This is a genomic window from Pirellulaceae bacterium, assembly GCA_019636385.1.
Lineage (GTDB): Bacteria > Planctomycetota > Planctomycetia > Pirellulales > Pirellulaceae > Aureliella.
Genome location: JAHBXT010000004.1, coordinates 708,619 through 731,579 on the forward strand (window position 1 = coordinate 708,619; position 22,961 = coordinate 731,579).

Consider the following 22,961-nt stretch of genomic DNA (forward strand, 5'->3'; position numbering starts at 1 on the left):
TCACTAGACTGCGCTGCGCCGCTAGTCACGGCTGGCCCCCTGCACTGCCTCCGTTAAGAACCAGGCAGCCATAGCTTGCTTTCTTGTTGCTGAGCTGGTGCCGCCCCGGGTAAAACCAAGCTGCTGGCCTGTTGACCCGCAGGCGCTGCGCCGGTTGACAGAGCTAGATCGTCAGGCCCCATGGGCGACTGTCGACGAGCTGCCGATAGTGTTTGAATCTGCTCCAAGAAGGCAGCCAGCTCGGGATCTCTGGGGTATTTGCGAACGGCTTCCATCATGCACTCTTGAGCAGCTTGTTCGCGTCCTAAGCGGGCCAGCAAATTCATTCGCCGCAAGATCAATTGCCCAACCGGTCTGTTGGCTTGAACCAACAGGCTCTCAGCAATCTTGGAATGTTCGATCTTGGCTTCCAAGTCCGGATCAAACTCCATCATCAACGTTCGTGCCATCAGTTGGGCACTGGGATTTTGCGATAGGGTGTCTCGGGCAAGTATTTGTTTCGCCAATTCCAGCTCTAAGCGATGCGCTCCCTTGCTGGCGGCCGTCTGAGTAATGCCTAGCAAGGCGTTATCGGAGACACCGGCACAGTCGATGCGCACCAAGTCGATAATGCTGGGCAGGACCATTGGTTGGCCGCTTTCAGGCAACGGCAATCGAGCAGGCCGCTCGATTGCTAACCGCTGATAAATTTCTTGAATCGCTGACGACGGCGCAAGAATCGCTTGGCAACCTTCCAGATGCAACAGCAAGGCTTGTAAGCTTTCGCGATGCTCTGGCCTGGTCGCGGCTTCTAGCGGAGACAAATCTCCCAAAACCTGCTGCGGCATGTTCAGAAAATCGTCGACGAGCATTCTGCCACGTGCCTCCAGGGTAACCCAGGGGCGCTCCGACCCATGCATGTAAGCGTTGCGTGCCAGTAGTTCGTCGTAGCTGTGAGCATACTCTGGCTGCTGGTCTGCGGCACGAGTAATCTGCAGAAGCGACTCAATCTTTTCCAGCAACGGTCGGTGCGTCGGTACGTCGGCAGCCAGCAATAGTGCCCGGGCTGGTTTGTCGGTTTGTTTGCCAAAGACGGCTACGATTCCGGCAAACGTCCGCAAGTCACCATCCGCGTCCGACCGCGGCTGAAACATTTGGAACACGCGCCGGGCCGGAACTTCGTCGCCAATCATCGCAGCCATGAAGTGGCGTGAATCATCCAGTTCATCCAGCCGGGACTCTTCTAAGTCGATAAGAGCTTCAATGACTTTATCTTCCGATTGAATCTCACCGAAACGCACAAAACTTCGAGCCAGCAGTGGCTTACGCTCAAACTCCCAGGCAAGCACGCGGAAGTACAAGCGATCGTCCAGAGAAACACTTGGATGCTCCGCTAGCTTCTTGGCAGTAGCGATAGCGCCAGGTCGATTCAGTTGGGCTACTTGGGCTCGCAGTAAATGAGACAGCGGGCCGGGTTGATTGGGAAAATCCCGCAGAATCGCGTTCAGTTTTTTTTCGGCCTGCTCGTAACGGAAGATCGATACCAGCGCGTTGACCTCATCCAGTCGCTCGGTCCACTGCGAGAACTCTTTAGTATGCACCAGTCGATTTTGACTCTTGCAAATCAAGTGAATTGAAGGGTCCATCGAAACCGATTGTAAACCGACCTGGCGTGAGACCAACTCCTGCAACTCACCCCAGAACCCCAGCAGCGCGCTGTCTTCAGACATCAGCAATCGCTGGACGAGCATCTGAATGGCATAGCTGGCCGGTCGCGGCATGGCTTCACGAGCTTCAGCCAATCCGTCCAGCAGATAGCGCGCCTGCTGCTGAATAGGTTCCTCTTGGATGCCGGCCGCCATTGAGCAATAGATTAGCGCCAGCGGATTGTCCGGCTTTAATTTGATGAACCGCTGGGCGGTTTCGACCAACATCGGCATCTCTTGCATGCTGAGCGCCAATTCACCCTTGACGGCCAGCAGCCAGGCGGCATTGGGCAACTTGGTCAACAAGCTATTAATGCGATCGACGGCCGCCAAATCCTGCTGACCGTCGATCAAGCGGATGATTCGCTCTAACTCGGGCAGTTGATCTGCAGCACCGCACTTGCAGAATTTGATTTTCTTTCCGCTTCCACAAACACATGCCTGGTATTGGTCGATCGTTGTCATGCTGGGGCTTTCCGAGTAAAGATACCGTGCAAAAAAATCGGAATCAGCCGCTCTAGGCGATTATCCCGGTATCGCAGTTAGTGAATCGACGCTCAGCCGCCTAAGTGGTGACTTTGACCTTGGTACGTGCCTCCCGTAGCCCGCGGCTCAGAATATCGCGAAGCATTGGCGAAAAGTCCTCATACTTGGATTGATCTGGAGCCCCAGCAGCAAATTGAAAGATCGCATCGCGTGGTTTGGGGCTAAGGGCGATCAACGTGCTGCTGATCGTCCCGTAGTCGCCTCCGCGAATGACCATACTGGCCCGACTGCTGGGCGTCGGGGAACGAGCGAAAACCTTGCTGGCAACGGCTAAGAATTTGACAGGCGAATCCAGATTCTGAAGGGTCAGAAGCCGGTGAGCCAATTGAACTCGATCGTCAATCGGATCATTCAAATCCAAATTGCCAATGATGTTCAACCCATCCTCCAGAGGCATGACGTCGTGCCGCTCGCCGTCGTTGTATACAACCCATCCACTTTCGTAGTCGCAAACGATCAAATTAAACGGCTGGTAGCGATGAGTCACCATTTCGTCGACAGCCTTGTCGATGGCGACACGAGCCGATCCACAGCGAAGTACTTCACGGGCGATAAGCCCTCGGCTGCGAGCCCCTACACTGTCGGCCCCCCCACCAGCGCGGCGGTTGCAAAGTCCGACAAACATCCCATGCTGATTAACGCCCATCCACGTTCCTCCAGCACGTTGATCCATGCCGCACAATACGCGGGGTTTACCGGACTGAATTGAAGGCGGCTGGGAAGGCCGATCGTAATACTCCTCTCGATTTGCAGCTACTAGGATGGGGCTCTCTGGGACTAAACGGTAGAGAACTGCCAGTAAACACATCGATATGCGATCTTCTTGTCTACGAGTAAGCGATCAGTAAATTTTTCTCCCGCTTCCGGTGGCAAAACACCGACAGGGAAGTGATGCCTTCAATCTATCGCCACCCCCTCGATCAAAACACCCTCTTATGGAGGGATCGAGTAAGCAAATCAGCACCAAACCGCCCTCACGAGGGATATTTAGCGAACCAACCCAACTACCCAATCGCCCCACACCACTCAAAACTCGCATTGTAAAACGACGGTGCTTTCGGAGATTGGCTGGACATCTGGTCGATTGCCTGAACCAACTCTTGTAGGCTGCCTGAGAACGCTAATCCGCCGTTGGCGTACTGGCCTAGTCTAAAATTGCCAGAAAGTACGGAAACTCGTCTTGTGCTTACCACACACGGTCTTGCATATAGATGGAATCCCCCCAACGGGCAACCCAGGGAGAGGGACAACCCAGCGTGACTAGACCAATGGTCGTGGGAGCATTCAAAACCCACAACGGGCAACCCAGCGAGGGAAACCCAGCGGGACACACCTCCTTCCAGGGCCGGTCATCGCTCCAGCAGGCGATGCACATGGATTTTAGTGGTCGGCGAATCAAGGAAGAGGTGGATGAATAACCCACAGACGAGCGAGCATTCGACGTTCGCTTCTTATCCGATATTCGGTGGTACTACAATGAGCCGCGCCGCACCGACTAGCGGTTCGGGGACTCTTTGGACGGATGGTGGGTTACGGCCGACTTCGATTGCTCGAGTTCGCCGACTTGGAAGTGGTCGGGCTGCTCAGGCATACCTTGTTGAAATTCAGACTGCCGATGGTCGCCGTGCGCGCTGTGTCGAGAAGGTATTTCGACCTAATTGGCTGACCAGATTTGTCTACCGAGTCTGTTTTCAAGCTCCCTTCGCCTATCAGGAAAACGTCGACGCCATCCTGGCTTGTTTTTATCGCCGCCGCGTTGCATGGGCGATTTGTCGGGCTTTTCTATCCCAGGTTCAAGTCGCCTACCCGCTGTATGTTCGCTGGGATAGTGAAACTCAAGCTATGGTCTTAGCCAGCGAGCTGGCTGAGGGGCGTGGCATTATCCCCGCCGCAGTCAAGACACAAACGATCCGGCAGTGGCTGGGTCAACGGTCACGCACGGGCCATCCTACGGTCGAGGACCAAACCGACGACATGCCACAACTGTTGTCGACGATGAATCGTTTTGAAGAGTTGCTAATTGACTGTGGCCTTGTCGGAAGCGGCTGGCAAGTTTGCACGCGCTCTTTAGTCTCCACCGCCAACTTGTTGCGGACGGAGCGTGGGTACGCTGCAGTGGACTTAGAGTCCGGTATTCCTGCTATGCTCGTCCCCAAGTATCTCGTCGCCGGTCTGCGTTTAGGGCGTTTGCCGATGTTCGACGACCTGGATGCTCATCGACTCAAACAATGGTTCATACAAAACTATAAGCAACTGGACCAACGACTCGAAACCGATCAGCTTGACCAACTAGCAAATGACATCGACCAATTAGTTCAATGCTCGGCGAACTGGAAAGCCAGTGAACCCACGGTAGCGCACAAACCGTGGCGATTGCTAACTCGGCGATTTCGGGATGCGTATAGTCACAGAGTGATAGAATCCTGGTCGCGGCAACACATCATTGATTCGACCACCCGAGCTGGATTAATTCAGTCTTCCCAAGCACTCTTTCAGTCCCCGGTTTATTGGCTTGGTTGTATCCCTGGGCACCTCGGACGTTTCTTGCAACGATGTGTGGCTCATCGGGCCTATTGTCGGCAGGTACGGCGATTCTTCAGCGATGTTTCGTATCGGACCTGTGTGCTTGGTCGCTATGCTGAACACAAGGCTCAAGGGTGGCAGGAATCTGGACGATTATCGGCTGGCCAACCGCCGATTAGCACCACAACCAGATTTGCTGCTCATTGGGTACTCAGTCGAACAACGCCTACCATGCTCCATCGCTGGCTAACCGATAGCAGGTTTCGTCGCGACCGTTGGACTCGTGCCATACTGCTGCTCTGTAATCGGCGTTTTCAAGCCGGATTTGGCCGCCTGATCATTGGCAGACGAATTCAAACCTGGCGCGAAGCTCAACGAATCAGCGAACCTGAAGCGAGTCGGTTGGTCCATCAACTGCATCATCCAGCTGTCGAAGAGTATGTGCGCGGGTTCGGTCTACATGTCGGCCTAAAGCTTCTAATCCCGCTTGTTCTTCCGCTCAAAGCTGCCGGTGCGGCGGCCAGCGTCGCGTCGGGCAATCCGATCTATTTTTTAGTAATGCTCATGCTATTGCCGATTCTGAGGACCGCGTTAACACTGTGGCGGGTTGCGGCCAGCGGTCGCCCGGTGAGCGATTTTCGGGACGCGCTGCTAGTCGGCCTGCTTCCGACGGTGGGTTCTTTAGCTTTCCCGGTGCAAATGCATGCATCGTGCTTTGAGCTATCGACCTTCTTGCTGCGCGACTTTGCTGCCAAGGTTGGGCGAGCATTACCGATCTACGGAGGCAAGGATTCTCGAACCGAAATCGCCTGCATCCAATCAATCAACTTACTTGCGGAACTGATGGATATCTGGCTGAGCATCACGCGCTCTCCGCGCCAGACATTGTCCACCTGCGAGAATGCGGAAGAGCGTGTACCACCACCCTTTGAGCCTACCATTCGCCTAAGCCGCTGGGATCGCCCAGCTCTGGAACAGCTTGCTCTCATGAACAGCGAGTTTGTGGAAACTCACCGCGCTGCCGAGCGTTATGCATTGACCAGTGATCGCGTGTGGAATGCCCTGCTGGAAGATGCTGGCTGCCTAACGATCAGCCCGAAACCGAAACAGGCTGTGGCAGCCTAGACCAGACAACACGCGCATCGGGACTCCTGGCCAGAACGCCAGTCTCGACGCAGAGCGGTCATCGGGCAAGTCCGCTATTTGGCGACCGCAGCTACGGAAGACTACGTCCATTAATTCTGCCACCGTTTTAATTCATCTAGGTACTTCAAGACTCGTGGGCGGTTTTTTTCAAAGTAACCCAACATGACGATCAGCCCAATGCCGGTGGCAATGCCAAACACCCACCAGGGCCAAACTTGATCGACAGCTTGCGCGGCCTGCCATACCATAGCCACCAGCGCCACCATCACAAACAGTGTTCCGCAGAATAGGAACGCGCGAACTCGTAGCACGATCCCGGCTGCGACGCCGCTCAGGGCCAAGATCAACAGCCACAACGGCTGCCACAAATTGCCCGCCAAAGCCCGCATGAAAATCTCGGCGGTACTACTGAAGTAAGCGATCAAAATGCAGACGTAACGGGCTCCGGTCACAGCCGCCTCCTGCAGTTTAGCTCGATTCCATTCAACAAATATCAGCGTTGCCAGCGTCGGTGGCAGCAACCAAAACTGTGGATGTTGAAAGAATCGCAATTCCGGCTGACTGTGCAGGTAAGCCCAGAAACTGGCCAGCGCCAGCAGCACAGAAGTGGCCCGCCACCAAAGCGAATTGCGCAGCCAACCATGCAGCCCGTATAGACTAGCGGCGGTCAGCAACAGCAACCAATAGCTTCCCCAGTCGTTCCACAACCAACCGGCATGCTGTGGACGAAACCACCAGACGCCAGCCAGTGGAATCAAGGGCAATAACAAACTACTGCGGTGAATGGGGTCAGCCAGAATTGGCTGCTCAATTTTGCGCAAGATGTGCCCTAATGCTGCGCTCGCAAAAGCGATTGCGAATATGACTATTGGCCACCAACTGGCCAACACACCCGAGAACAGGTGCGGAAATAGCTTGTGAGCCGCAACACAGCCTGCCGCTAAAACCAGCTCGGCAGCGTATACGGCCGCCGACCGCACCGGAGCACTGGCCCGACTTTCAAGTTGCAACGGTCGAGCCGCAAACTGTAGCAACCTCGCAAAGATCGCACTCCAAGCCACCACGACCAACGACCGCCCAATGACCGACGCCTGCACTGTATATTCGGCCCAATAGTCTGCGGCTACGATCATGCTGCAACCCAACATTGTGGCCAGGCCCAAGCTACACCAGCCTGTACCCAACAGCGGCCTGCTCCACAAATCGCTTGGAGCTCGCCGCGATGCCAGCAACGGGTAAGCAATGCCCAGAATAACACAGGCCAACATCGCCCGCTGCAGGTACAACCATGATTCAGGTTGCTGCCGCGTTGGCCAGGCTGGCGGCAAATCTGACCACCATGCCAGAACCAACGTTACACTGCTGATCAAAATCACGGTGTAGCGATGGACACTTCGATCTGGCTGCCCAGCCAAGGGCAGCACAGCGGCCGCTCCCAACATGGGCACCACCATGGCCATCACGCGCGTGACCATGTCGGGCATATTCAATACCAGCCAGGCGTTCGGCACCAAACAGACCGCTGCTACCAGCATGTGCCAATTGCTCATCCAGCCGCTGGCCCGATGTAGCTTGTCAGGCTCTACCAATTCATTCAGTCGCAACAATTGCTGCAGCGGTGCACGCTGCAAGATCAGCTCTCGCAACACAACCGCCAGTGCCGCCAGTGCTCCTAAAAGCCCGATCAACCAAGCCAGTTCGCTATGCAATCTCAGCAGCTGTTGATGCGCGGCTACAGTGTTGACCGCAACCACCACCAAGGCGATCGTCGCCAAGTAGACCCCCATACCACGCTGACTGGGCCCGCGATCCCACAATCGCGCGACTGCCAATAAAAAGTTCGCAATCAACAGGCCGAACACCACCCAAGTCGCCGTGGTACAATTCGCCACGACCTCCGCTTGCGACAGAATCCAACAGCCGCTGAGTACAATTGATAGGCCGGAAACTCCCAGGCAGGCAACGTGGTCGACGGTCGGCCATTTCTCTTGCTTGGAAGCCTCTTGCGTAAGACCGATCGCCTTTAGTCCCAATCGTGAACCGATCGCAACGAGCCCCACTCCGGTAGCTCCCCACAAGACCTGCCATGGATAATGAATCCAGGTGGTCGATGTTCCACCTGACATCCATGGTACCCAGGCGGCAATCGCAATGAGCATCGCCAGATGGCCGCGCCAGCCTTGACGACTGGCCTCGCTGCTGATCGTAATGATTGCCGCCAGCACGGCCAATTGGGCTGACGCCCAAATAGAATCAGCGTCTAGTGCAGCCAGCGACATCACTCCAACAATCGTGGCCAGCACGATCCAGGCAACCTCACCGCTTAGTGTGAACGGCCGAGCCGTCATCGCGCAGCGAATTCTGTACAACAAGCCGATCACGAGCGCTGCTAGCCACAGCACGGCCAACAGTCGATAGGGTTCGAAATCGTCTGCCGAAGCAAATTGGCCGGTCGGATTTTTCACCAACCAACTGGCGTAGCCGGCTGCTGCGACTGGAGCCATCAGCCCCAAAGATATCGCCAGTAGACCAGCGGGCGAAGCACTACGTCGCGGCCATAAAACCCACATCATCACCAGTGTTGCCAAAACGGTTACTGCTACCGGCATGCCGCCCATCCGGTCCAATTCCGGTAGCGCTCGCTGCGGATAGTACATCACCATCCCAGCAGCCACCGCGCACAACATCGCTACAATCCCCATGCCCACGTTCGTCAGCCTGAACGCAGCCTGCTCCGATCCGCGCCATCGTGCTCCGCGACTGGCTTTGGACAGTAGCTGCCATGGAGAACTTTGCTTATCCAAGTGTCGCAACGCGATCCAATTGGTTAGCGTGGTCATGCTTAGTGTCTTCCACGACAATATTGCCAGTGCTAGTGCGAAGCTCTGCGCCGCGACTAGCTCGAAGGCGATGGGCTGGTCGGTCCCCGCCAATCCGCAAATAAGTGCGATACCACCGGCTGTGGCCAAACCTCGACCTGCAATTAGATTTGGTGATCGCACCAACCAAGCGGCAACCAGCCAGCCCACAGCCAACAGCGAAACGAGCGGGCCCAACACAATCAACAACCTGCCGACGTTGGCTAGCCAGCCAGACCAAGTACCAAAATTATCTTGCGACGGCCCAAGCGACACTGGCAACCCATGCAATAGATGTATTGCCAATACAGCGACTGTTCCGATAACTAACGACGACAAACAGACCGCTTGCATCAGCAACGGCCAGGGCACTGTCAGCTTTACCAGGCATTCACTGAAAGCCGCCTGCTGGAGCGCTGCAGCACCGGGTAGCTTGGTCAGCGGTAGCACTTCCATCACCAGCGCCCACACCGCAACCAACCACAGCGCCGCGACTAAGCCATAAGGCGCTGGCATGAGACTGCCCACGATCAGCGCAGCTCCAATCGGCCATGTCGACAGCCAGCCGCGCACGGACCGGTTCCTGATCGGCCGGAGCCACAATGCGACTGCACCTAGCAGTAACCAACCCGTGGCTACCACACTCAAACGCAGTGGCGTCATCTGTGGGACATAGAACGACTGCAATGGCTCGTACGTTTCGCTTAGCCATTGACGTCCAAAATCAATCAGCAGCGGCACGGCGATAGCCAGCAGACTGATGGGCCACAAGATGTGCAACCAACCACTGGATGCCCAGTACGGTCCGCGACGACGCCAATCTGTGCTGCTGTCTCCGGCTGACAAGTAGAGTTCATACGCGGCTAGCACGACCAGAGCAGCTACCACATGCAGCAGCATGGCGGCAGTGATCCCCAATGGCTCCAACCACTGCCTGGCCATGAGTTTCGCCACGACTAACCCCGCCCAGCAGACCAAACTCGCCACAGTCAGCTCGCGCCATACTGCCAGACGGCGAGCGACAAAGCTGCCTAACAGCGATGCGGGAACTATCCAGCCTAGGCTACTGGCCAACGACCAGTGATCGTCGCGCGTGAAATACGCAGCGCCAGAAGCGAAGCTTAACAGTCCGGCGCCGATGCACAGCCAACTGGAATGCTGCCAGAATCGCCAGGCTGTCTCGTTCAACGACTCGGCACCACCCGATGCATTCGGCATAGAAGGGCCGTCCGGCTCCTTCCATCCTCGCAATCCGGCTGCCAACCCCGACCACAACACTGCCAACAATCCAGTACCGACCGCCCAGGCATGTTCGGGACGCAGTCGTTCAATCCATTCCGGCATGAGCGAAGAATTCTGACACAACCGTACGGCGCTCAAGATCAACATCAATTGCCCGACGGGTACCAGTAAATGCGCCCAACGCAACTGCCGCGCAGAAGATGACGATTGGCCCACATTTTCGGCGGCATCAGTTGGCGCAATCACAGCGCAAATCAAACTAGCGACAATCATCAAGCTGCCATAACCAAGTAGCAACAGCGGAGCCCAGTTGCCGCCGAAGGCTGGTTGGCTCCAAGGCAATAAGCTTGCTACCACAGTCAGCGCAGCGGCTCCACTCAAGACGACCGCCATGCCGAGAATCATTGACAGCGACAAACGATCTGCCGCTCGCCTGAATTTATACTCGGTGCTCGACCAGCGCTTGAGTGCTATACCGATCAGTCCAAACAAAAGGCTGACAATACTGAGCGTCGCAATTCGCGGTAAGGAAATCCATTGCGACGGACTCAGTTGTGCAGCGACATCGCCGACCCAACGCTCGGATCCCAGCGCGCAGGCCAGGATGCCTGACACAGAGCCGACCAACAGGCTGACCATCTGCTGGCTGCGCAGTCCATGACTCCATAACCAAATGGCAACTGCCAACAAGAACAGGCTGAACAGCCCACGGTCTGTAGACATGTGCCAAATGATTGCCGCCAGTGCTAATGAACAAATGCCGGCCAAACTCCAGGCGGCGATGATATACCAACTGTATAACGAACCGGCGGAAGGCTTCGCCCCTGCGCTCCAACGCTTCGCCAATCTCGGTAAGCTCTCCGACCATCCCCAACTGGCCCAACCAGCCAGTATTAGCCCTAGGGTCGACAGTGCTTCGGGGCCAGGAAAGCTTTCTTGACCCGACCGAAGCCACCAGAAATAGTACGGTACACCGGCGGCGAAGATTACTTGCAGCACTTGTGCCATCCGTCGTCTCGATCTGCCACCGCCGATTCCAATTGCAGGATTGATCGGCACGCTGAGGATCCAGGCATTCCAAAGGCTGATAGCCACTAGCGGCAGGAGGCATACTGCCGACAGCGGTCGTTGCAACTGCTGATCCGAAGCCAGAACGTGAATGGCAATCAATGTGGATGAGCCAACCATCACAGCCAACGAGACAGGCCAGAATCTTCGGCCAAACAGCGCCCGACCGGCCGTGATGGCGGCAACTCCATAAACGATGGCTCCAGTGGCTAAGGTTATCCAGGTTGTGATGTCCCATTGCACGGGCAGATTGTCTCGGGATGACAATAAAATGCCGACTAACACAGCCAAAGGAATTAACATCAAGCCGATATGCAGGATGCCGCGCGATGTATTGCGCAGATTCCATTTTCGCAGCGTATATTGCCCAGCTCCATGGACAGCCACGGTCGCTAATAAGAATACCAGCGACGGAAAATACCGACTGGTAGACGACAGCGTACTCCACAGACTGATCACCAAGCCAACCGAGCAGACCACAATCAAACTTGCGCTGATCAGCTCGATCCAGCGGATATTGGTCTGTTCCATAAACGACCGAAGCAGATGTGCTCCCACCTCTTGGCCGATGGACCTGGGCTGGCTGGCATCGGTCGCCGACGCTGCAATCAGCGACGGTTGAGTACTGGGCGCTTCTATCGACGCAACTACCAGTTCCGGTTCTTCTACTGGAGGCAGTGACGCTGTGCTGTCAGAGCGGACTGGTTCTGTGGTATACAGCGGTCCGGGCGTCGGCCTGTCACGGACCGGCTCGACGGACAGCGGCACAGCGACCTCAGGCGGCATTCCTGCCCGAAGCTGAACATCCTCCAGCAACTCTTGCAACGTCTGAGCCCGTGAATCCGATAGCCAGCCTCGGAAGTGAGCGTACGCTACTAAACGTCCAGCCGCCCTCAAATCCCGCTCGACGCGTTGTGCAGTGTCCCCCTCGCCGCCCTGGCCCTCGCCACCATGTGCGGTCATTGAATGTGCTGTGTCCCCAGCTAATTCCCCAGTTGTTGATTGAGAACTGGGTACGCCCAGCCAACGCAGAATACCGGCGGCCATTAGCCACAGAAGATGGCCGACAACTGCTATCGCAGCCAGTACCGCGATAAAGCCGATTAGTCCGCAGATGTAGTCCACGATGGTCCTCGCTCAGTGAGCTGGGATGCCCTCACCCCGCTATTGATTATTCGATAAATTCGCCAATCCGTCGGCACCAGGGATTCAGTCCAAACCCTCCAAGATTGTCTAGACTCCCAGGTTCTTAAATACCTTTGCAGATACTGCTAGGGTGACCAAAACCGGACTTTCTGAGCGTTTCCCGAGACTTTCTGGTGGATTGGGGCGGTAATTGCTAGTTTTAAGCTGCAGAAACGGGGCTAATTCGCCTAAATTGCCACACAATCGGTCTTGGGAAGGCGGTACCGCCTCTGCTACAGTCTGGGCGCGGCAACCACCGGCCCGCTAGATTTCAGGCGGTTCTTTTGGCTCTGCCGATCACCCCGAAAACCCTTGCGTCATGGAAGATGCTCATGCTGTGGCTACCTGGCAAACGTGAAATTGTACCTTCACTGATTACTCCCGTCGCTACGCTCGCCAGCTTTCGTTCAATCGCCCTGGCGCTGCTGATCACCGCGCTGTCCTTCACAACCATCAATGCCCAGCAGCCGGGACGACAAATTACGACCGGACAATCGCCCACGCTGCGGCAAGCTCCGGTCCAACAACCACCCGGGCAACTGATTGCTAATCAACCCTCTGCCGGCCAACAACAATCTCAACAGTTGCAACAGCCCGCGAACAATCAATTTCGCGTCGTCGATCCGGCTACAGCAGTGGCACAGGGGGCAGCTCGCGTTGCAGAGCCACCGTTTCCACAACTGAGCCAGGAGGAGCAGCATCGCCTGGATCAGATTCTGCAAGTCTGGGAACAAAGTACCGCCAAGATCAACACTTTTGAATGCAAGTTCAAGCGGTGGGTTTACAACCCGAATTCCCATGAGACGCACCCTGAGTCAATTGCAGAGGGCTCGATACGTTACAAGTCGCCCGACATGGGCAGCTTCAAAGAAGATGCGCGCGTTGCCTTGGCCGGTACCAAGCCCGACGGCTCCCCGGACTATAAAGTCAATCCGCGCTTGCCGCACGGCGACTGGTGGGTGTGCGACGGCGAGTGGGTGCATCAATTGGACCGTAACGCCAAGAAGGCCATTCAAACGCAGTTGCCTCCCGAACTGCGCGGCACCAACATTCCTCTCAGCCCACTGCCGTTCATGTTTGGCGTAAAAGCCCACGAAGTCAAGGCTCGGTACTTCATTCGTGAGATTCCTGCGCAGCCAGGCAATAGCGACGTATGGGTGGAAGCTTGGCCCAAGCGATCCGATGATGCTGGCAACTACTCGCGAGTACAAATCGTGTTAGATCGTAGCGACAATCTGCCGAAAGCCATGATCCTGTTTATGCCCAACTGGTCTCCGCAGGCCAGACACCGCGAGCTGTATGAATTCTCTAGCCGCCAAGTCAACAGTTTGCTAGACAAAATCAAGCAGAACCTGTTTATGCAAAGCTTTATCGACACTAAAGTCGGCTCAGATTGGCAAGTCATTCGCGAAGGTTGGATTCCACCTGAGCAAGCTCCCGTCGTGACCAATGACCCCGCCAACTCCGATCGCTTGGCGACGCCCGGCATCCCTGCTGCAAGTCGCTAGGCAACCGTCAGGAATGTAGCAGCCGTCGCCAGACGGTAGTCCTGCTAGAGGTCCACCTTCTGGGGACTGTGCACACGATAGATTTGTATCTGTCACTCGATAAGCTCATGCGAGTTGCTCACATGCAAGTTGCTCACATGCGTTGCTCGAGCGCCTCGATACGCTGCTGCAATTGACTTACAAGCGCGCGCAGTTCAGCGACTTGGCTAGCCAGTTGCGAGCTACTCTCCAAACCGACGGATCGGCTGCGACCTATGGCGCCACCATCCGCTCCACTTGTGGTGTGCTGTTGGCGGCTGACGGATTCCAACAGCCACTGCATTTCTTGGGGCTGATACAGATTGTGGGTTACCAATTGTCCACGGCCGGGCGGTGTCAATTCGACGACTAGACCACGTTGGATCAACCCACCCAAAATCTGCTGCAAGGCATCCAGGTCGGCGATGGGTTCAATGCGGCTGGCCCGGGTCCGCAATTCGCCGATCGTCTGTTCACCGCGCAATAGCAACTCGATCATCACGGCAACTTCGGCACCTTTTACTCCCATGTAGTCGTATCCGTGGTGGCGAAACTTGGGCACACGACCGCCGCTGTGCAATTCGGTAACCAACTGCTTTTGTCGCATGTCGTCCAGCGCGTCTTCAATTTCCTCAGCGGTCAGATTCATCACTGGGGAGCGACTGGTTTTCTGATTGCAGCCCACCAGCAAATTGTTAGCCGTCAGCGGATAGGCATCCGGCGTCGTCCGAGCCTTTTCCATCAGCACTCCCAGAATTCGCCGCTCGATTGCGGACAACGGCGCGACCTTTGGTGCAGGGACAGGCGAATCACCTGACCCTGCCGATGAGCCTTGGTTGCCGGGGCTGTGTGAGTCGGACATGATCCTGATTCCTTACGCCGAACTGTTGCTAACGACACTCATCTGCCACCGGGTATCTGCCACTGGGGACTGGCCTGCTTTCGAAACACAACCGCTGCCCAGTCCTTCCGCTTGTATCCAATGGACAGCTGTAAAATACTCTGCCAATCATGGGGCGAATAGGGTGGCTGCACCGTGCTCAGACAGAACATACCAATTCAACGACCACGAATTGCCTAAACCACGCCAAGAAAACCGAGCTACCAACGAAAACTAATTTAGTGCTAGCCGTTCAGCCATCTGCACTCGGAGCTACGGTCTTGACTTGTAGCTACGTTCGCCAGAACGTGGTTGGCACTCAATCATAACCGGTATCTACATTCGCCAAAGCGTGGGACTACACTATCCTCCAGCCAATGCGGGAACGCTAACCATGTACGCCAGCGCCATGCAACACGACGAACACCAATACGCTCACTATCGTCCCGCCGAGACCAGCCATTCCCTGGTAGTAGGTTATATACTCTGGCTATTGGGTTTTTTTGGAGCACACCGCTTTTACTACGGACGACCTATCACCGGCATCATCTATTGTTTTACGTTCGGACTGTTCTTGATAGGCTGGATACTCGATCTGTTCTTCATGCCGATGCTAGCTCGCACCGCCCGCCGTCAGCATGTCGCCGGTCCCTTTGACCACAATGTGGCCTGGCTGTTGCACTCCTGCTTTCTGGTTGGACTGCTGGGATTGCACCGCTTCTACCTGGGCAAATGGGTTACTGGAATCATCTGGCTACTGACCGGTGGCTTGTTAGGCATCGGCTTTATCTACGATTGGATTACGCTCAACGATCAAGTCAACCGCGCCAATTCGGAATATTACCTGGCGTGATTGTGCGGCTGAACACACTCTCTCAACTTCACTTGGATAATCAAAGCGTCGATTCGATATCCTACTGCCCCTCCTCGATAGCCTCTTGCAGGGCCAGCACCAGAGCGCGGCGTGAAAGCGCCCCGGTTGTCAGGCGATCGATGTTCAATCCCAGCACGCGAGCTAGCTCGATTGCCAGATCGACGTCGCGAATACCTAAGTACTGATTGGTAACGTGATCGCCTACGTAGATGGTCTGCGAGTCTCTCTCGAACCCCGACTCAAAACAATCGCTCAACCGCTCAATCCATGAATCTGGAATCCGTTTTTGGCGGCAGTACTCCAGCGACCAGATATCATCGCCCGTACATTCAGCCAGTAGTTGTAAAGCTCGCAGTCGTTCCATCTCTGTAATGTAGCTGGAATCACCATCAGCGTCACTGTCCCCAGCAAATTGCCGCCGATTGCCCAATCACCCCTTTGAACCTAGGGATTTCGTGGATGCTGCATGTCGTCGATGCGACCATGCTGTACAAGCTTTTATCGACTTGATTCCGCAGCCAGAGAGTGGATATACGGCGGCCTGGAGGCTGTTGCCCGAACTCGTCTCAAAGCGTGAGCCCGTCCAAGAGACGCTGGCCATGGGTCCGGGATGCTCTGGCCGCAGTCATCGAAACCTCAAAGGACTTGGCTTGCTGCAGCCCACATTGTTATTTTTCTTCTGGTGGAAGTAATGACATGCCTATCATTTCGATCTGGCCTTCAGCGGATTGACGGAGAATGCGAAAGCTCACTTGACCAAAGCGGACAGCGCTGTCTGCATTGGGAGGCCGACGTCCAAGATGATTGCAGAGGACTTCGGCCAGCGTGTGTTCAGGCGGGGCGTCTATCTGAATCGCATACAGCTCTTGTATATCCTTGACGGTCGTTGACGCGCGCAAGGGAAACTCTAGCGTGTTGGGAATTTTGCCGCGAACATCGGAGTTGCTACCGAAGACTTGGTTCACCAAAGGCTGAATTCCTAGGCGAAGCACTAGGATTACGTGGTCGCCCGACTGAATATAGGTGCTACCTTGAGGGGGGACGATCTGTTCCCCGCGCGAAATTAGTGCGATGACCGCTCCCTCGGGCAATGCCAAGTCCTTTACTCTGCGCCCGGCCGCGCGCGAATTATCGCCGATCGCATAATCTACGATTTCGCCGTTGACGTGACGCAGTGAGGAAATCTCCAACGTCAATGGTGGCTCTGGCTCGCGGGGTCGCTCCAGGCCTAGCCAGCGAGCGACAATGGTCAAGGTTGATCCCTGAATCAACGCCGACACCACGACAATAAAGAAAACCACATCAAACAACAGGGCTGCTTGCAATGGCTTTTCGGCGGTACCCAACATCAATGGAAAAGTAGCCAGAGTAATTGGTACCGCGCCTTTGAGCCCCACCCATGAAATGAAGGCCAGTTCCTTCCGGGAAAACCGAAATGGCCATGCCGAAATCAGTACGGCAAGTGGCCGCGCCACGAAAATCAGCACAATACTAATAAGGAGTGCCTTGCCGGCCACATCCAACAGGCGACTCGGAAAGCACAACAAGCCCAATACAACGAACATGACAATCTGTGACAGCCAAGCGATAGCGTCATGGTATAAGCGGATGCCGCGTTGGAAAACCAGCGGCCGATTACCGATAATCACTCCGGCTAAATAAACTGCCAGAAAGCCACTTCCTCCAAGCTTGGATGCCAGTCCAAATGTCAACAAGCCAAAGGCGGTGACCAGCACCGGATACATGCCAGCCGCACCTAGTTCAATCTTGTTAACCAGCCAACCTGCCGCATAACCTCCAAGAACTCCGCATGCGGCTCCGACCAACATCTGCAACACGAATAAGCCCAACAATCCCGGACCAAGGCCTACGTTACCTAGCAAAATCTCAATGCAGCCAACGGTCAGGAAAATGGCCATGGGGTCGTTGGAGGCGCTCTCGACTTCCAGCACGGCTGCTATTCGCTTGGGTAAGCTGACCCCGCCCGAACGCAGGACCGAGAATACTGCGGAAGCATCTGTCGAACCAACGATACTGCCCAACAGCAGACCCTCCAAGAGTGAAATCTGTAAGATCCAGGCGGCAGCTAGCCCGGTTACGACGGCCGTAACGAACACACCCCAGGTTGCCAGAATGACCGATGGCTTCCAAGCCAAATGGATCGCTGGCAACGAAGTCCCCAGCCCCCCATCAAAGAGGATCATCGCCAAAGCCAAAGTACCAATGGCATGCGCCAGGCGGTAATTCTCAAAGTCCAGCCCGCCGATACCTTCCGAACCGGCCAACATTCCCAGCAATAGAAACAATACCAGAACAGGTACGCCTAACCGTGCCGAGATCTTGCTGGATGCAATGCCCAGCAGCAACAAGACGCCGGCAATGAGAATCACAGTATCAATTAAAAACACATCTTCACCAATCTGGTGCACTGAAGTAGTTAGCTTTTCGCATTATTTGTTACGGCACCTTCACGTGCTCCGATCAAGCTGATTATCGCAGACACAGAGCAATCTGAGAACGGATACTCGGCTCAAACCCTACGCGAAGCGGATTAGCAGACAACTGTTGGATGGAAAACCGAATGGGCCATCAGGTGATCTCTTGCAACCAGAAGCGAAAATAATCACCGAACAAGCCAAGCAAAATTCGCGAAGACTGTGCGGGCAAGCATTCACGTTGGGACAGGCACTTTGGAAACGTACGCAGCCAGCGCGAAGCAGGCTAACATGATGATCCAGACGATGTCCAAGAAGTGCCAATACAGCGCACAGAAACGGACTGGGAAATGACTTTCGTGATCATAGGCGCCTCGCGCCAGTCCAAATAACAGAAAAATCATTCCGGCTACTCCACCAATGACGTGCGCAGCGTGAACCAACACTAGGAATAATGTAAAACCGTACAGGTTCAACATCGTGTCGGCGGGCTGTAAGAGCTGCTGGATCATCCAGTTCAAGGCGATTCCTTGAACCAGAAAGAACAGCAGCGATAACACAAACGAAATGCCGATGTAGCGCGCCAAATCGGTTAACTTCTGCTGACGGGATGCCTGGACCGCCAGATGCAGCAGCGTGCTAATGGCAACAAGGATCACGGTCGTCAGCACGAAGATTGGCGGCAAATAGAATGGGCGGATGCTGCCAGCTTCGGGGCCAACTCGCATGACCACGTAAATGGCGTACAGGATCAAGCTGCTGAAAAAGAACACGCCCAGCGAGACAAACAACAACATGACGCCTTGTAGCGACCGACGATCCTGGGCTGTTGAGATTGACATTTGCGATTCCTGACCATCAGGGCGGGCGGTAAAAAATTTGCCGTAGCCACCGTCGTGTTACTGTGGCCACTGGCCTAATACGCGACTTCAAGACCGGCTAACCTACCAAGTGTCCGGCCGTCTCGGCGGACAGAAAGCGGCTGGCCAAAGCAGCTCTAAGTCCCGCGAGGCAGGCATTTTACAGTCAAAGGTTCGCGATTGACCAGCCGCAGGGAATCGCCTAATCTATCGGCACGCTTGGCGGTTGTCAGGGGCAATGGGGAATTTATCCTCTGGAAGACTAAAGACTTAGGCACTCGGCTGCCATCGTGTGCTGGAACTGATAATGCCACTCGGCACTAGCGGTATCAGCCGTACAATGACGTTTAATGACTGGGGACAACTACGGCAGCCGTTTTCCGTTAATCATATATCTCAACTTCGCAAAGTATCATCGGCTATGGATCTTTTGGAACGCCTTTGGGAGGGCACTGGAACCTTTTTTTCCAGCGCGCTCCAAGGCATCGAACGAAGCGTTACCAGCCTGTTTGGTTCGTCCAACGCCCGGCAAGTCAAGCGGTTTGAGTCGATCGTTCAGCGCATCAACGCGCTGGAGGACGGGCTGAAGAAGCTGACTGATGGGCAGCTTCGTGAATTGACCGAACAGTTCAAACAACGGCTGCGCGATGGTCAAACGCTGGACGATGTTTTGGTTGAGGCCTTTGCGGTCTGTCGCGAAGGTGGGCGCCGGTTTTTGAACATGCGCCATTACGATGTGCAATTGGTCGGCGGCATCGTTCTGCACCATGGCATGATCGCCGAAATGGTCACTGGCGAAGGCAAGACGCTGGTAGCTACGCTGCCCAGCTACCTGAACGCGTTGGCCGGACAAGGCTGCCACGTAGTGACTGTGAACGACTACTTGGCACGGCGTGACATGGAATGGATGGCCCCGCTATACATGGGCTTAGGCTTAACGGTCGGTGCTATCCAAAGCGGCATGTCGAATGACGAACGGCAAGCCGCGTATGCCAAGGACATTACCTATGCCACCAACAACGAATTAGGCTTTGACTATCTGCGCGATAACATGCGCTTAGCTGCGCGTGGTGACAATCGCTTTCCTTCCCACTTGCAACAAGTCCAGGGGCCGCTCAGCTACGCCATTGTGGACGAAGTGGACAACATCCTAATCGACGAAGCCCGGACGCCGCTGATTATTTCTGGTCCGGCGCACATGGATATCGGCAAATACGCCGAGGCCGATCGAGTGGCTCGACAGTTGTCCAAGGATACGCATTTTGTCGTCAACGAGAAGGATCACAACGTCAATCTGACCGACGAAGGAGTCCGAACGGCCGAGCGACTGGCGGGTGTGGAGAGTTTCTACACTGCAGGCAACATGGAGTGGCCGCACCTGATCGACAATGCACTCAAGGCGCACTATCTATACAAGCTGGACGTCAACTACGTCGTCAAAGATGGAACGGTAATCATCGTCGACGAATTCACCGGGCGGCTGATGGAGGGGCGTCAGTGGAGCGACGGATTGCATCAGGCAGTCGAAGCCAAAGAGAAGGTCAAGATCAAAGAAGAGACCCAGACGCTGGCGACCATCACGCTGCAGAATTTCTTCAAGCTCTACAAGAAGGTCGCGGGCATGACGGGTACCGCCATGACCGAGGCTAACGAGTTCTGGAAGATTTACAAGCTGGACGTGATCGCCATTCCCACCAATCGTGAATTGCAAAGAATCGAACATGCCGACGTGATCTTCCTGACTGAAAAAGAAAAGTTTCATGCGGTGGCCGACGACGTCGAGCGGACCTCCAAATACGACACGCTGGTGCTGAAAAACGGTCAGCAACTGATCGGACACATCGTCAAAGAAACCGACACGGAGGTGACTGTCAAAACCAAAAACCGCGAAGAGTCCATAGTTGGTCACAGTGAGATTGAGGAACGAATTCCACGCGGGCGACCGATTTTGATCGGTACCGTTTCGATTGAGAAGAGCGAGCATCTGAGCCGACTCCTGGAAATGCGCGGTATCCCCCATCAAGTGCTCAACGCCAAGCATCACGGGCGCGAAGCTGAAATTGTGGCCCAAGCCGGGCGACTGGGCGGCGTGACCATCGCCACTAACATGGCGGGCCGCGGTACCGACATCATCTTGGGTGGCAATCCGGAAACGATGGCCTGGGCACAATTGCAACACAAATATCCGACGCGGCTGGACGTGCCTCGCGATGAGTGGGAGGCTCTGGTTCACGAAATCGAACAGCGCGAAAATATGAAAGCGGCGGGCGAGCAGGTGCGTAAGATCGGCGGTTTGTACGTCATCGGCACCGAACGGCACGAGTCGCGGCGCATCGACTTGCAATTGCGCGGACGCTGCGGTCGCCAAGGAGATCCCGGCAGCAGCCGCTTCTACTTGTCGCTTGAAGATGACTTGATGCGCATCTTTGCTGGTGACTTCGTCCGGAACATGATGAGCAAGCTGGGCATGGGCGAAGGCGAGCCGATCGAGAGCAGCTTCGTTAGCCGCCGCATCACCGCAGCCCAAAAGAAAGTAGAAGAGCGCAACTTCGAGATTCGCAAAAATCTGCTGGAATACGACGAAGTCATGGACCAGCAGCGCAAGCGAGTCTACGCGTATCGCCAAGAGATCCTGGATGGCGTCAGTTGCCGCCACCTAGTGCTGAATCAAATCCGACAGCAGATCGACCACTACGTTCGGGTTTACACCAGTCCGACGTTCGGAGCCGAATCGTATACCAAGTGGGCCAGCAAGTTGCTGTCTTGTGAACTGGACGCGCGCGACTTTCGCAACGTCGATCCCGGCACCGCTGCGGTGTACGCCACGGATGCCGCCGAGCGGGCCGCCGAAACTCAGATCCTGGACGCTGTAGAAGAGAATCTGCCCAGCGAAGAACCACAGGAAGATTGGAACTGGGGGGCGCTGGCCAAATGGTTGAACACGCGCTACGGAACCAACTACAGCCTCAATGACCTCAAAAAGATTCCTCGCGACGAGATTGACGAACATTTGCTCAATCGCGTGAAGGAGCGACTGGCCGCGATCGACCTCAGTGAAGGTACCGGTTTGCTGCATGGCGATTACGGCCTGCGCATGCTGATCAATTGGATGAAAGTGAAGTTTGGTATCGAGCTGGAAATCGAAGAATTGCGGTTGCGCGAGCCTGCTGACATCGCAGATGAACTGATCAAATCTGCTGAGGCCGCCTATCGCACGAAAGAGTCTCAGTATCCGGTACTGGCTGGCTTGACTCGATTCGGTCGGCGAACGTCGGAAACGTCGTATGAAATCAACCGTCCTGCCGTGCTATCCTGGGTTCAAGAGCGCTTTGATCGTTCGATTACCGAACAGGACTTTGCGGTTAATTCGCTGAATGAACTGAGTGATCGGCTGGTGGTCTATAGTCAGCGAAGCTGTCAAGCTGCCGAAGGCACTACAGAGGAGGCGCTGGCTCAAGTTCGCGAACTGTTTGGCGACGCCGAGCCCAATACGTCGGTCAAGTATGCGGCTGGCAACAACGGAGCTATCGAAGCCTTCCAAACTTGGATGGACCAGCGACTGAACTGCCGCCTGGATTCTGACAAGCTGGCTGAAATGGATGAAGCCGCCCTAACTCGGGCGGTCATGCAAGCTGTTGACGATCGCTTCTATCCCGAGATTCGTCGGATGGAGCGGCAGGTGCTGCTGCAAATCGTCGATAGTTCGTGGAAAGATCACTTGTTGGCCATGGACCATTTGCGGAGCGCCATTAGCCTAAAGAGTTACGCGCAGATGGACCCCAAAGTCGAATACAAGCGCGAGGGCATGCGGATGTATGGCGACATGTGGTTTGCCATTGGCGAGCGCATGACCGACCTGATCTTTCGAATGGAAGGCTTGGACGAAAACTTTATTGCCAGCACCATGCCGGAGACTGTGGCGCGGCATGACTCAGCCCCGTCACCCATCGCTGCTGCACCTGCCGACAGCCGCCAACTGGCTGACTTGGCGGCTGCCGATCGCGCCGGAACAGATACGACGCGACGTCCAGAACCCATTCGCAACGTCGGCCAAAAAGTTGGTCGCAACGATCCCTGTCCATGCGGCAGCGGCAAGAAGTACAAGACCTGCTGCGGTCGCCGCTAAATCGAGC

Annotated in this window: 12 protein-coding genes; 5 read left to right on the forward strand and 7 right to left on the reverse strand. The window is 55.5% G+C overall.

Features of this window, described 5'->3' with window-relative positions:
* Positions 1-53 precede the first annotated feature (53 nt).
* On the reverse strand, positions 54-2,150 hold the full coding sequence (locus tag KF752_17255) for a hypothetical protein (protein MBX3423309.1): 2,097 nt from the start codon (positions 2,148-2,150) through the stop codon (positions 54-56).
* Between the two features lie 100 nt (positions 2,151-2,250).
* Entirely contained in the window at positions 2,251-3,039 is a 789-nt protein-coding gene (locus KF752_17260) for an NRDE family protein (protein ID MBX3423310.1), read from the reverse strand.
* 448 nt (positions 3,040-3,487) lie between these two features.
* Between KF752_17260 and KF752_17265 the strand changes: the two genes are divergently transcribed.
* Both KF752_17265 and KF752_17270 read left to right on the forward strand, forming a co-directional pair.
* Complete coding sequence (locus KF752_17265; protein ID MBX3423311.1) at positions 3,488-3,649, forward strand: hypothetical protein; 162 nt, start codon at positions 3,488-3,490, stop codon at positions 3,647-3,649.
* Entirely contained in the window at positions 3,642-5,879 is a 2,238-nt protein-coding gene (locus KF752_17270) for a hypothetical protein (protein ID MBX3423312.1), read from the forward strand. The genes KF752_17265 and KF752_17270 overlap by 8 nt, the downstream gene beginning before the upstream one ends.
* Positions 5,880-5,989: 110 nt before the next feature.
* Here KF752_17270 and KF752_17275 read toward each other — a convergent pair whose 3' ends face one another.
* Positions 5,990-12,193 (reverse strand): hypothetical protein, encoded by a 6,204-nt coding sequence (locus KF752_17275; protein ID MBX3423313.1) that lies wholly within the window; start codon positions 12,191-12,193, stop codon positions 5,990-5,992.
* Positions 12,194-12,585: 392 nt separating this feature from the next.
* On the opposite strand from KF752_17275, the gene KF752_17280 reads away from it, so the two are divergent.
* Positions 12,586-13,761: a TIGR03009 domain-containing protein gene (locus KF752_17280; protein MBX3423314.1), complete on the forward strand. Its 1,176-nt coding sequence runs from the start codon at positions 12,586-12,588 to the stop codon at positions 13,759-13,761.
* Positions 13,762-13,894: 133 nt separating this feature from the next.
* Here the strand turns inward: KF752_17280 and KF752_17285 are convergent, their stop codons facing one another.
* A complete protein-coding gene (locus KF752_17285) occupies positions 13,895-14,641 on the reverse strand; it encodes a DUF480 domain-containing protein (protein MBX3423315.1) in 747 nt (248 codons plus the stop codon).
* 427 nt (positions 14,642-15,068) lie between these two features.
* Between KF752_17285 and KF752_17290 the strand changes: the two genes are divergently transcribed.
* Positions 15,069-15,512, forward strand: coding sequence for a TM2 domain-containing protein (locus tag KF752_17290; GenBank protein MBX3423316.1), 444 nt, complete (start codon positions 15,069-15,071; stop codon positions 15,510-15,512).
* A 61-nt stretch (positions 15,513-15,573) separates the two neighbouring features.
* Here the strand turns inward: KF752_17290 and KF752_17295 are convergent, their stop codons facing one another.
* From KF752_17295 to KF752_17305, 3 genes are all read right to left on the reverse strand, one after another.
* Positions 15,574-15,897 carry a hypothetical protein gene (locus KF752_17295; protein MBX3423317.1) on the reverse strand — a complete coding sequence of 108 codons (324 nt, stop codon included), beginning with the start codon at positions 15,895-15,897 and terminating at the stop codon, positions 15,574-15,576.
* A gap of 304 nt (positions 15,898-16,201) precedes the next feature.
* Positions 16,202-17,941 carry a potassium/proton antiporter gene (locus KF752_17300; protein ID MBX3423318.1) on the reverse strand — a complete coding sequence of 580 codons (1,740 nt, stop codon included), beginning with the start codon at positions 17,939-17,941 and terminating at the stop codon, positions 16,202-16,204.
* Positions 17,942-18,204: 263 nt separating this feature from the next.
* A complete protein-coding gene (locus tag KF752_17305) occupies positions 18,205-18,810 on the reverse strand; it encodes a heme-copper oxidase subunit III (protein ID MBX3423319.1) in 606 nt (201 codons plus the stop codon).
* Between the two features lie 439 nt (positions 18,811-19,249).
* On the opposite strand from KF752_17305, the gene KF752_17310 reads away from it, so the two are divergent.
* Positions 19,250-22,954, forward strand: coding sequence for an SEC-C domain-containing protein (locus tag KF752_17310; protein ID MBX3423320.1), 3,705 nt, complete (start codon positions 19,250-19,252; stop codon positions 22,952-22,954).
* Positions 22,955-22,961 lie beyond the last annotated feature (7 nt).

Excerpts from the sequence above, each read along its gene's own strand:
- KF752_17255 (MBX3423309.1), bottom strand. The coding sequence starts at position 2,150 with ATGACAACGATCGACCAATACCAGGCATGTGTTTGTGGAAGCGGAAAG.
- KF752_17260 (MBX3423310.1), bottom strand. The coding sequence starts at position 3,039 with ATGTGTTTACTGGCAGTTCTCTACCGTTTAGTCCCAGAGAGCCCCATC.
- KF752_17270 (MBX3423312.1), top strand. The coding sequence starts at position 3,642 with ATGAATAACCCACAGACGAGCGAGCATTCGACGTTCGCTTCTTATCCG.
- KF752_17280 (MBX3423314.1), top strand. The coding sequence starts at position 12,586 with ATGCTGTGGCTACCTGGCAAACGTGAAATTGTACCTTCACTGATTACT.
- KF752_17285 (MBX3423315.1), bottom strand. The coding sequence starts at position 14,641 with ATGTCCGACTCACACAGCCCCGGCAACCAAGGCTCATCGGCAGGGTCA.
- KF752_17290 (MBX3423316.1), top strand. The coding sequence starts at position 15,069 with ATGCAACACGACGAACACCAATACGCTCACTATCGTCCCGCCGAGACC.
- KF752_17295 (MBX3423317.1), bottom strand. The coding sequence starts at position 15,897 with ATGGAACGACTGCGAGCTTTACAACTACTGGCTGAATGTACGGGCGAT.
- KF752_17305 (MBX3423319.1), bottom strand. The coding sequence starts at position 18,810 with ATGTCAATCTCAACAGCCCAGGATCGTCGGTCGCTACAAGGCGTCATG.
- KF752_17310 (MBX3423320.1), top strand. The coding sequence starts at position 19,250 with ATGGATCTTTTGGAACGCCTTTGGGAGGGCACTGGAACCTTTTTTTCC.